Origin of the sequence: uncultured Devosia sp. (assembly GCF_913055165.1) — a bacterium.
GTDB lineage: Bacteria > Pseudomonadota > Alphaproteobacteria > Rhizobiales > Devosiaceae > Devosia.
In genome coordinates this window covers 58,013-68,229 of record NZ_CAJXJS010000017.1, presented here as the reverse complement: position 1 = coordinate 68,229, position 10,217 = coordinate 58,013, and the positions used below count along the sequence as shown (strand labels likewise).

The following is a 10,217-nucleotide window of genomic DNA, read 5'->3' as shown; positions in this document are numbered from 1 at the left end:
TCCCACTCAACAGATATTCTCAAGGAGCCATAAATGGCCGCCAAGGAAGTCAAATTCTCGACCGACGCCCGCGAAAAGATGCTGCGCGGCGTCAACGTCCTCGCCAATGCGGTGAAGGTCACCCTCGGCCCCAAGGGTCGTAACGTCGTTATCGAAAAGTCGTTCGGTGCCCCGCGCATCACTAAGGACGGTGTTTCGGTTGCCAAGGAAATCGAACTGGAAGACAAGTTCGAAAACCTGGGCGCCCAGTTGCTGCGCTCGGTCGCGTCCAAGACCAATGATGTTGCCGGCGACGGCACCACCACCGCGACCGTTCTGGGCCAGGCCATCGTCGTCGAAGGCGTCAAGGCCGTCGCCGCCGGCTTCAACCCGATGGACCTCAAGCGCGGCATTGACCTGGCTGTTGCCGATGTCGTGGAGAGCCTGAAGGGTTCGGCCAAGGGCATCACTTCCTCATCCGAAGTTGCTCAGGTCGGCACGATTTCGGCCAATGGTGAATCGTCCATCGGGGACATGATCGCCGAAGCCATGCAGAAGGTCGGCAACGAGGGCGTGATCACCGTCGAGGAGGCCAAGACCGCCGAGACCGAGCTCGATGTTGTTGAGGGCATGCAGTTCGATCGTGGTTACCTGTCGCCCTATTTCGTGACCAACACGGAAAAGATGACCGCGACCCTGGAAGACCCGTACATCCTGCTGCACGAAAAGAAGCTCTCCAACCTGCAGGCCATTCTGCCGATCCTGGAAGCTGTCGTTCAGTCCCAGCGTCCGCTGCTGATCATCGCCGAAGACGTCGATGGCGAAGCCCTGCCGACCCTGGTCGTCAACCGCCTGCGCGCCGGCCTCAAGGTCGCTGCCGTCAAGGCGCCAGGCTTTGGTGACCGCCGCAAGGCCATGCTGGAAGACATCGCTGTCCTGACCGGCGGCCAAGTGATCTCCGAAGATCTTGGCATCAAGCTCGAGAACGTGACCCTGGACATGCTCGGCACTGCCAAGCGCGTCGAGATCACCAAGGAAAACACCACCATCGTTGATGGCGCCGGCACCGCCGACGACATCCAGGCCCGCGTTGGCCAGATCAAGGCCCAGATCGAGGAAACCACCTCAGACTACGACCGCGAGAAGCTGCAGGAACGTCTGGCCAAGCTGGCCGGTGGCGTTGCCGTGATCCGCGTAGGCGGTTCGACCGAAGTGGAAGTCAAGGAGCGCAAGGACCGCGTCGATGACGCGCTCAATGCAACCCGCGCCGCCGTTGAAGAAGGCATCGTTCCGGGTGGTGGCGTTGCCCTGCTCCGCGCTGCTGCCGCCATCAAGGCCAAGGGCATCAATGCCGACCAGGAAGCCGGTATCTCGATCGTGCGCCGTGCCCTGCAGGAGCCCGTCCGCTGCATTGCCAACAATGCCGGTGCCGAAGGCTCGGTCGTCGTTGGCAAGATCCTCGAGAACTCTGCAGCCTCCTATGGCTACAACGCCGCAACCGGCGAATATGGCGACCTGGTGACACTGGGCGTTATCGACCCGGTGAAGGTGGTTCGCACGGCTCTGGAAGACGCCGCTTCGGTTGCTTCCCTGCTGATCACCACCGAGGCCACCGTTGTCGAGGCCCCAAAGGAAGCCGCTCCCGCAATGCCGGGTGGCGGCGGCATGGGCGGCATGGGCGGCATGGATTTCTAATCCATCCGAACCAATGAGCTTCGAGGTTCGTCTCTTCCCAGTCACGAACTTCGTAGAAAGCCCCGGTGGAAACACCGGGGCTTTTTGCTGCTCCGCAAAAGTGGATTTGACTCCGTCGCCATGTCCGCGCCATCCTTGCCGGTGGCTGTTTCGCGGGGGAAGAAATGCGCATTTTGGTCCTGGTTCTGACGGTGCTGGCCCTGTCCGTTTCGGCAGGCGGCGGAGCCTATGCGCAGAAGACCAAGGTCAAGTCGCCGCAGCCGGAACAGAGCGAGCCGAGCACACAGGATATCGACGCGATCTTGGATGAGGCCGATGACGCCTACTATGCCGAGAATGGGCAGCGACAGGACTTTCAGCGGGCCTTCGAGCTCTACAAGCAAGCCGCCGATGCCGGAGACGCCTACGGGATGAATCGTGTCGGCTGGATGTATGACCGCGGCGAATATGTGGCCCAGGACTATGCAGAGGCCTTCCAATGGTACAAGCGTTCGGCCGATGCCGGGTTTCCAGCAGCGATGAACAATGTGGGCAGCATGTACCGGTATGGTGACGGCGTACCCAAAGACCCTGCCCTGGCGCTTGAATGGTTGCGTCGCGCGGTCGATGCCGGGCACCACTACGCCAATTTTGCCATCGGCGAAATGTATCTGGGCGGCGAAGGCGTCGCCAAGGATCCAGCGGAAGCGGCGGCCTGGTTCCAACGCGCGTCCGACCTGGGTGTAGCGGACGGACACTGGTCGCTCGCGCTGCGGTATCTGTATGGCGATGGCGTCGCCATGGATACGCACAAGGCCGGCGAGCTAGCCTACCTGGCCCTCATCAACGGGCTCGATGTCGCTCTAGAAGAATTCAAGGAGATCCGCACCGCCGATACCTCGCCGAACTTCCGTCGGCGGGTGCAGGAGCTGCTGCTGCGCGACGGCTTCTACTCTGGAAAGATCGACGGCAGCTTCGGGCCGCAGACAATGCGGGCCATTGAAGCCGCTTTTGGCAGCGCCCTCTGACGCGTCAGGGGAAGACGAGCAGCTTCACCGCCATGGCGATGGAGACGAAGACCACCAGCGGCCGGATGACCTTGACGCCATAGCGGATGCCGGTTCGCGCGCCGACATAGCCACCAATGAGCTGCCCGATGGCCATGGCGATGGCCGCCGCCCAGACCACCTGACCCTGCGGAATGAAGATAGCGAGCGCCGCCAGGTTCGAGGTGACGTTGAGCGCCTTGGTGCTGCCGGTGGCACGGGTAACTCCCAGGCCGAAGAGCAGAACGAAGCCGATGGTGAAAAATGAGCCTGTCCCCGGCCCGAAAACACCGTCGTAAAAGCCGATAGCAAAGCCGAGCAGCGGCACGAATGGGCCAAAGGACAGACGCGCGGTCTTGTCCGCATCGGAAAGCTTGGGGGCAAACAAGAAATAGAGCGCAATGGCAATAAGCGCGACGGGCACCGCGACATTGAGAAGGCTGGTGTCAATCTGGCTGACAGTCAGCGCGCCCAGCAGGCTGCCGGCGAAGGTCATGGCAATGGCCGGCAAAAGCGCGGGCAGATTGACAAAGCCCCGGCGCCAATAGGTCGTGGCGGCCATGGCCGTCCCGACAATCGACTGCATCTTGTTGGTTGCCAGGGCCGCGACGGGTGGCAGCCCCGCCGAGAGCAAGGCTGGCAGGGCAATCATGCCGCCGCCGCCGGCAATGGCATCGACGAAGCCGGCCAGCATGCCGACCCCCATCAGGGCGAGGAGAACAAGCGGATCGAGCATGGTGCGTGTCAGGACTGGTCGGTGCGGCGCCGGAAATGGTCGTCGGGGACGATCTGGTCAGCGAGCCGCCGTTCGTAGATGGGAATATTAATCATTGAGGACATGAAGGCACTCATCATCAACTGAAAGCCGGTGACCAGGGCCGTCATCGCCAGAATGACCGCCCGCAGGGTTGCCGTGGATGTGAGAGGTCCAAAGTCGCGCTTGGCCCATTCCCAGAAGCCCCAGCCCATGGCGGCAAGCCCGCCGGCAAGCAGGACGATGGCAAATAGCAGCAAGCGCTCCAGCGTGAGAGCTTCCAGTGCCTTGTCGTAGACCCCTGAGCGCGGAATGAAGCCATAGCGGGAGGCAAAGCGCCGCCCGATAATGGCAAAGGCAATCGACTGCGTACCCATGATGACGCAGAGCGCTGCAACCAGCAGGGTATGGACGCTGAAGGATACGGGGCCGACCTGGACCGGCCCGCGCAGCAGCATGGCGCCGACCACCATTCCGACAATCAACAGTGCCAGGCCCGGATAGAGAAAGAGCCAGCGTGGCGAGAAAAGCAGCAGGAAGCGCAAATGGCGCCACCCATCGCGGAAGGAGCGCAGATGCGGCGGGCGCGACCGGCCGTCTGGGCGGAGCGTGGTAGGCACCTCGCGGATGTCCAGTCGCGCCAGGGTAGCCTTGACCACCATTTCGGAGGCGAACTCCATGCCGGTGGTGCGGAGGTTGAGATCCGTAATGGCCTCGCGCGAGAAGCCGCGCAGCCCGCAGTGAAAGTCGCGGATCGGTGTCTTGAAGAACAGGCGCCCGAGAAAGCTCAGCACCGGATTGCCGACATAGCGGTGGTGCCAAGGCATGGCGCCAGGCGCTATGCCGCCAGCGAATCGATTGCCGATAACCAGCTGCGCTCCGGACCGCAGCGCCTGCATGAAGGCATCGAGATTGGCGAAGTCGTAGCTGTCGTCCGCGTCGCCCATGATAATGAAGCGACCACGAGCCGCCGCAATCCCGGCACCCAGAGCGGCGCCATAGCCGCGTTGCTCGGCATTGATGACGCGCGCGCCGTGAGCTTCAGCGATAGCCTGGGACCCGTCGGTAGACCCATTGTCGGCAATGAGCACCTCGCCGACGACGCCGGAGCGGGCAAGGTAGCTTTTGGCCTTCTCTATGCAGGTGGCCAGCGTTTCTGCCTCATTGAGGCAGGGCATGAGAATAGTCAGTTCGAGAGTTTCAGCCACGACGCCCCCTGCCTGTCGCTTGAGCGTTTGTGCCGTGATTTGGGCGTCATAAGCAATGGGCAGACTCAGTCACCGGCACTGTCATCACCGCCCTCCGGTGCTGCTGAATCCTGCTGATCTGCACTTTCGGCGGGTGCGGCTCGGCGCCTGGCAAAGCCGGCGTAAGCAATGGCGCCGGCGCCACAAACGACCAGAAGCATGACCAGTGCCAACTCCATCGATCAGTCGCCCAACTGCGTCATGAGAGCATCCAGCGTCTGGCGGCGCTCAGGGGTCCAGTCCGCGGTGCGCGAGACAATCAGATTGGCCTCGCTTCTGAGCATGACGCCATCCTCCAGCACGCGCAGGCCGTTGGCTGCCAAGGTCGAGCCAGTCGAGGTAATGTCAACGACGATGTCCGCCACACCGGAGGCCGGTGCAGCCTCGGTGGCGCCGAGACTTTCCACGATGCGGTATTCGGCAATGCCGGCCTTGGCGAAATGCTGCCGAGTGATGGTGATGTATTTGGTGGCGATGCGCAGCCAGCGGCCGTGACGCGACCGGAAGTCGGACGCGACATCGGCCAGATCGTGCATGTGAGTAACGTCGATCCAGGCTTCCGGCACGGCAATTACCACGTCCGCATGGCCGAAATCGAGGTTACGAACAAACTCGACGGAACCGGGCCCGGCCTCGCTGGTCTCATGAATGAGGTCGCGTCCCGTGACCCCGAGGTCGATATTGCCGCGAATGAGTTCGCGCGCAATCTCGGAGGCCGGAAAGAAGCGCACGGTCACATCGGGCAGGCCTTCGATGGCGCCGAGATAGGAGCGGGCGCCGCCGGGGCGGGTGATGGTCAATCCGCGATGGGCGAACCAGTCCCGGGTCAGCTCTTCCAGGCGCCCCTTTGAGGGTACGGCGAGGGTGATGGCTGTCATTTCGGCCACTCCGCTTCCAAGCGGTCGACCCAGAGCGCGCAGCCGGAGGCCGCGATTGGCGCCTTCGCGCCGAGCCGTTCGAGCAGGCGGTCGTACTGACCACCAGAGGCGAGCACAGTGCCCCCCTGCCCGCGCATTTCAAAGACGATGCCGGTATAGTAGTCGAGGCGCGGCGAGAAACTTGCGTCGAAGGTGACGCGCGCCTCACCCAGGCCATCGAGATGCCGGCGGATCGCCTTCATGGGAGGCCCCAGGAACAGGCGATGTTTCTCGGCTAGTGCCTCGACCTGGCGCAGGGCAGAAAGCGCGCCGCCCTTGATGGCGAGAAACTCGCGCAGCAGCCTGAGCGTCGCCGCCGGCACATGCGCTGCATCCAGAGCCTGCTGTTCGAGAAAACGATCGGCAATCTCATCGGGGGTGCGGCCATCCGAGAGACTAAGGCCGGCTGAGACCATGCGGGCGGTGATGTCCTCGATCAGTTCGTCCCGGTCAGGCTGTTCGCTGCGCGGCAGATCGGGCGCCTGTTCGAGACGGGCCAGCAGGCGATCCATGGCCTCGGTATGGCCGAAACGATGGCGAATGCGCGGGCGCCAGGGCTCAGGCATATCCGCCTGGGCGAGAAGGGCTTCGAACAGGCCGACGCCGCCGAGCGTGACCTGTGGCGTGATGCCGTAAATCGAGAGCGCGGCACGGGCAAAGGTCAGCACCTGGTCAAGAGCTATGTCGCCATCGGGCTGGGCCAGGAGTTCGATGCCGGCCTGATCGAACTCGGCGGGGCCGGTGTCGCGCTGGCGGAAAATCGGGCCGAGATAGGAAAATGCCGCCGGCTCCCCTGTCCCATTGGCGATGTAGTCGGCCACGATGGGGAGAGTGAAATCGGGGCGGAGGCAATATTCGGCCCCGGTGACATCAGTGGTTAGCAACAGGCGGCGGCCGAATTCCTCGCCGGCAAGGTCGAAATAGGGATCGGCGCTCAGAAGCAGCGGCGGGCTGGCGCGGCAACCGCCCTGGGCCTCGACGAGGGATTCGAGCTGGCTGCGGCGATAGGCGGCGTTGGTCATTGCTCGCTCAGCAGCTTCTTGACCGCCGAAACCAGATCTTCGCGCTTGATCTCGAACTGGCCGGGGCGGGCGGCCTTCCATTCGGCATTATCGGTGATGGCCTGGGCGGCCTGTTTGCCGGCAATGAGGTCTTTGACCTGCAGGATGCCCTGCTCGCGCTCCTGGCTGCCCTCGATAATGACGATGGGCGAATTGCGCTTGTCGGCATAGGCGACCTGCTTGCCGAAATTCTTGGTGGAACCAAGGAACATTTCGGCGCGGATGCCGGCCTGGCGCAGTTCGGAGACCATGGCCTGGTAGCGGGCGGTTTCGGCCTTGTCCATGACGAGCACAACGACCGGACCGGCGGGCTCGGTGGTGCCGAGATTGCCAGTCAATTTGAGCGCATTGGCGAGGCGCGAGACGCCGATGGAAAACCCGGTGGCGGGCACCGGTTCGCGGCGGAAGCGGGAGACAAGGCCATCGTAGCGACCACCGCCACCGACCGAGCCGAAGACCACATCCTGGCCCTTTTCGTTCTGCACCTTGAAGGTGAGTTCAATCTCGAAAACCGGGCCGGTGTAATATTCGAGGCCGCGCACGACGGAGGGGTCGATCTTAATGCGGTCGGGGAAGTAGCCACTAGACAGAAACAGAGTGGCCATCCTGCTGAGCTCGGCTAGTCCATCGGTGAATGATGAACTCACGCGTTCCAGATAGCTGTTGAGAGGGAAACGAACGTTTGGCCGCAAAGCTTCACCACCCTTAGGCCCACCGATGCGCTCGACGTTGCGTTCTCCGGCTATGCTTGAATGCAAGACACCAAGGATGAATGCGGATTGTTCATCGTCGAGACCCGCGCCCTCTGTATAGTCGCCGCTTTCGTCCTTTCGACCTGCACCCAAGAGGAGCTTGACGCCCTCAGGCCCTAGGCGATCCAACTTGTCGATTGCCCGCATCACCACCAAGCGGCGTGTTGGATCGTCTGCCAGACCGATCGCGTCAAGCACGCCATCCAACACCTTGCGGTTATTGACGCGGACGACGTACTTGCCCGCCAGGCCCAGCGCGTCCATCACATCAGCCATCATCATGCACATTTCGGCGTCCGCTTCCGGGCCGGGGGCGCCGACCGTATCGGCGTCGAACTGCATGAACTGGCGGAAGCGGCCGGGGCCGGGCTTTTCGTTGCGGAAGACATAGCCCTGCCGGTAGGACCGGTAGGGCTTGGGCAGGGTCTCGAAATTTTCGGCAAAGAAGCGGGCGAGCGGCGCGGTGAGGTCGTAGCGCAGGCTCATCCACTGCTCGTCATCGTCCTGCAGGGAAAAGACGCCGGCATTGGGCCGGTCGGTATCGGGCAGGAATTTGCCAAGCGTTTCGGTATATTCAAAGAGCGGCGTTTCGACGGGGTCGAAGCCATAGCGCTCATACACCTGCTTGATCTTGTCGATCATGGCACCGACAGCGGCGATTTCGCCCGGCGTGCGATCTTCAAACCCGCGCGGCAGGCGGGGCGTGATGAGCTTGGTCTTTTCGGTCATTTCTTCGCCCTGGAAAGTCGGCCCGTTGTTAGACGATCAGGGCCGCAGAGACAATGGCACTATGGCAGCCGGGGACGCGCCCCGGCTGCCGCTTCTTCATCTGCTGTTTTCCTGGTCCGGCGGTCGGAACTGCCACTGCTGCGCGGGCGCGGTAAACAGGTTCCGATATTCGTCGGCAGGCGGCAGGCCGACATCTTCACGCAGATAGTCGGGGACTTCCGGGTAGCGCACCGGCCACTGGTCCCACCAGGCACGGATCGCGGCCCCGATGACCGGGATCAGACCCCGCTGCTGGACAGCATCGGCGATGGAGAATTCGAGACGCAGCACCACGCTGCGCTCGTTGAGCACGTTCAAAGACATTGCTGTTTCCGGCGGAAAGCTCCGCCGGCCTCTGATGGAGAAGGAAGGTTGAAGTGCGGATTCCGGACGCAATACGACCCGGTTTCAGCAATTCAGGTTTGAGGAGTGGGGATGTCCGCGAGCCGCTATGCGGCCGAGGGTGCCGTCAATGGGTCGAGATTACTTTCGGCCGTAGTGAAGGCAATTTGGCCCCGAGTGGCGGGCAACAGTGTTATGCATGTAACGCCTCCCTCGGCTGGCTTTGCAGACGGCTATTTCGTTAGCTCACGAACCCGTGAGCCGCAAGCGCGGATGTGTCAGTCTGTCGCATGCCTGTGAGAAGTGTTGCAAACCGGACACGGTGGCCGCGCGGCCACGCAATCACCCGCATTGACACCACGGCGCTGCCTGCTATCCAGCAAACCGCTATCAAGACTTCGACGCACTCTATCAATCGCCCGGGTGGCGATGCGTCGGCGCAGCGTTGAGGGACGAGGCGGCATGATCATTCCGGGACAGTTGCGAGCGCTAGTGGTGGATGACAACACCTATGCCAGGGCCATCTGTGCGATGGGGCTGAAAAAGCTCGGGGTGGGCGTGGTGGAAGAGGCCGATGGGGGCGCCGAGGCCATCTTGACCCTGATAAACGCGCCCTTTCATTTCGTATTGATGGACTGGTACATGCCCGACATCAATGGCGCCGGCATCATGCAGGTATTGCGCGACAAACGGTTCGGCGCGCCCTCGGCCACGCCGGTCATCCTGATGACGGCCTATCCGTCGCAAGACAATTTGACGCGCGCCCGGCAGCTGGGCGTCAACGAAATCCTGCCCAAACCCTTCACGACCGACCAGTTGGGAATGGCGATGCGACGGGTGCTGCCGCCGGGCGAGATGGTCGACGACTCGGTGTTTCTCTAACCCGTTGCACCACAAGACGCTAACGCATTGTTAGCCTTTCGGACCCACGCGGGATTAACCACGTGGCTTGACCTCTCCTTTGCCCTTATCGGGGAAACTACGGCCAAAGGCATTCTTGGGAAATGCAGGCCATGAGCAATTCTATCTCGTCCCGGCTGGCCGCTGCGCTGGCCATGCTGACCATGTTGAGCACTGCGGTTCCGGCGCAGGCGGATACCTTCCGCCCGGGCTGGCGCTTTGCCCCGCCTCCCGGCGTGACGCTGACCGAAGGCCGTCCACGTCATGCCCTGGCGCTGCAGGCCAACCCCTATGTGTCACCGGTCTATCTGCGTCAGGTGGTGCAATATCCAACCAGCGAACGCAGCGGCACCATTGTGGTCGATACGCGCCAGCACTTTCTCTATTTCGTACTCGGCGATGGGCGCGCTCTGCGTTACGGCATTGGGGTGGCGCGGGATGGCTTCGAGTGGAGCGGCACGCACCGGGTGTCACGCAAGGCGGAATGGCCAGGCTGGACGCCGCCGGCCGAAATGCGCAAGCGCCAGCCGGGCCTACCCGCCCATATGGAAGGCGGCATCAACAATCCGCTGGGTGCGCGGGCGCTCTATCTGGGTTCGACGCTCTACCGCATCCATGGAACCAACGAGCCCTGGTCGATCGGCCAGAATGTCTCCTCGGGCTGCATCCGCATGACCAATGACGATGTGATCGACCTCTACAATCGCGTGCAACTGAACACCAAGGTGGTTGTGCTTTCCTAACGAGTTTGCGGGAAAGTGCCGCCGCGCCATTGGT

At 62.6% G+C, this 10,217-nt stretch carries 11 protein-coding genes; 4 read left to right on the top strand and 7 right to left on the bottom strand.

Features of this window, described 5'->3' with window-relative positions:
* The first annotated feature begins 33 nt into the window (after positions 1–33).
* Positions 34–1,674: a chaperonin GroEL gene (groL, locus tag QZ564_RS07970; protein ID WP_297107445.1), complete on the top strand. Its 1,641-nt coding sequence runs from the start codon at positions 34–36 to the stop codon at positions 1,672–1,674.
* A gap of 164 nt (positions 1,675–1,838) precedes the next feature.
* On the top strand, positions 1,839–2,681 hold the full coding sequence (locus QZ564_RS07965) for an SEL1-like repeat protein (RefSeq protein WP_297107442.1): 843 nt from the start codon (positions 1,839–1,841) through the stop codon (positions 2,679–2,681).
* Between the two features lie 4 nt (positions 2,682–2,685).
* Here the strand turns inward: QZ564_RS07965 and QZ564_RS07960 are convergent, their stop codons facing one another.
* The 7 genes from QZ564_RS07960 to QZ564_RS07930 form a co-directional block, all read right to left on the bottom strand.
* Positions 2,686–3,435: a TSUP family transporter gene (locus QZ564_RS07960; protein ID WP_297107440.1), complete on the bottom strand. Its 750-nt coding sequence runs from the start codon at positions 3,433–3,435 to the stop codon at positions 2,686–2,688.
* Positions 3,436–3,443: 8 nt separating this feature from the next.
* Positions 3,444–4,661 (bottom strand): glycosyltransferase, encoded by a 1,218-nt coding sequence (locus QZ564_RS07955; protein WP_297107437.1) that lies wholly within the window; start codon positions 4,659–4,661, stop codon positions 3,444–3,446.
* Between the two features lie 65 nt (positions 4,662–4,726).
* Positions 4,727–4,861 carry a hypothetical protein gene (locus QZ564_RS07950; RefSeq protein ID WP_297107434.1) on the bottom strand — a complete coding sequence of 45 codons (135 nt, stop codon included), beginning with the start codon at positions 4,859–4,861 and terminating at the stop codon, positions 4,727–4,729.
* A gap of 21 nt (positions 4,862–4,882) precedes the next feature.
* A complete protein-coding gene (gene hisG, locus QZ564_RS07945; protein WP_297107430.1) occupies positions 4,883–5,578 on the bottom strand; it encodes an ATP phosphoribosyltransferase in 696 nt (231 codons plus the stop codon).
* The gene (locus QZ564_RS07940) at positions 5,575–6,639 is read right to left on the bottom strand and encodes an ATP phosphoribosyltransferase regulatory subunit (protein ID WP_297107427.1); all 1,065 of its coding nucleotides are present in this window, start codon (positions 6,637–6,639) and stop codon (positions 5,575–5,577) included. The genes hisG and QZ564_RS07940 overlap by 4 nt, the downstream gene beginning before the upstream one ends.
* The gene (gene hisS / locus QZ564_RS07935) at positions 6,636–8,159 is read right to left on the bottom strand and encodes a histidine--tRNA ligase (protein WP_297107424.1); all 1,524 of its coding nucleotides are present in this window, start codon (positions 8,157–8,159) and stop codon (positions 6,636–6,638) included. Before hisS ends, QZ564_RS07940 begins: the two co-directional genes overlap by 4 nt.
* A gap of 96 nt (positions 8,160–8,255) precedes the next feature.
* Complete coding sequence (locus QZ564_RS07930; RefSeq protein ID WP_297107421.1) at positions 8,256–8,522, bottom strand: hypothetical protein; 267 nt, start codon at positions 8,520–8,522, stop codon at positions 8,256–8,258.
* A 480-nt stretch (positions 8,523–9,002) separates the two neighbouring features.
* On the opposite strand from QZ564_RS07930, the gene QZ564_RS07925 reads away from it, so the two are divergent.
* Both QZ564_RS07925 and QZ564_RS07920 read left to right on the top strand, forming a co-directional pair.
* On the top strand, positions 9,003–9,422 hold the full coding sequence (locus tag QZ564_RS07925) for a response regulator (RefSeq protein WP_297107417.1): 420 nt from the start codon (positions 9,003–9,005) through the stop codon (positions 9,420–9,422).
* 131 nt (positions 9,423–9,553) lie between these two features.
* Positions 9,554–10,183 (top strand): L,D-transpeptidase, encoded by a 630-nt coding sequence (locus QZ564_RS07920; RefSeq protein WP_297107414.1) that lies wholly within the window; start codon positions 9,554–9,556, stop codon positions 10,181–10,183.
* Positions 10,184–10,217: the final 34 nt, after the last annotated feature.

Excerpts from the sequence above, each read along its gene's own strand:
- groL (WP_297107445.1), top strand. The coding sequence starts at position 34 with ATGGCCGCCAAGGAAGTCAAATTCTCGACCGACGCCCGCGAAAAGATG.
- QZ564_RS07965 (WP_297107442.1), top strand. The coding sequence starts at position 1,839 with ATGCGCATTTTGGTCCTGGTTCTGACGGTGCTGGCCCTGTCCGTTTCG.
- QZ564_RS07960 (WP_297107440.1), bottom strand. The coding sequence starts at position 3,435 with ATGCTCGATCCGCTTGTTCTCCTCGCCCTGATGGGGGTCGGCATGCTG.
- QZ564_RS07950 (WP_297107434.1), bottom strand. The coding sequence starts at position 4,861 with ATGCTTCTGGTCGTTTGTGGCGCCGGCGCCATTGCTTACGCCGGCTTT.
- hisG (WP_297107430.1), bottom strand. The coding sequence starts at position 5,578 with ATGACAGCCATCACCCTCGCCGTACCCTCAAAGGGGCGCCTGGAAGAG.
- QZ564_RS07940 (WP_297107427.1), bottom strand. The coding sequence starts at position 6,639 with ATGACCAACGCCGCCTATCGCCGCAGCCAGCTCGAATCCCTCGTCGAG.
- hisS (WP_297107424.1), bottom strand. The coding sequence starts at position 8,159 with ATGACCGAAAAGACCAAGCTCATCACGCCCCGCCTGCCGCGCGGGTTT.
- QZ564_RS07930 (WP_297107421.1), bottom strand. The coding sequence starts at position 8,522 with ATGTCTTTGAACGTGCTCAACGAGCGCAGCGTGGTGCTGCGTCTCGAA.
- QZ564_RS07925 (WP_297107417.1), top strand. The coding sequence starts at position 9,003 with ATGATCATTCCGGGACAGTTGCGAGCGCTAGTGGTGGATGACAACACC.
- QZ564_RS07920 (WP_297107414.1), top strand. The coding sequence starts at position 9,554 with ATGAGCAATTCTATCTCGTCCCGGCTGGCCGCTGCGCTGGCCATGCTG.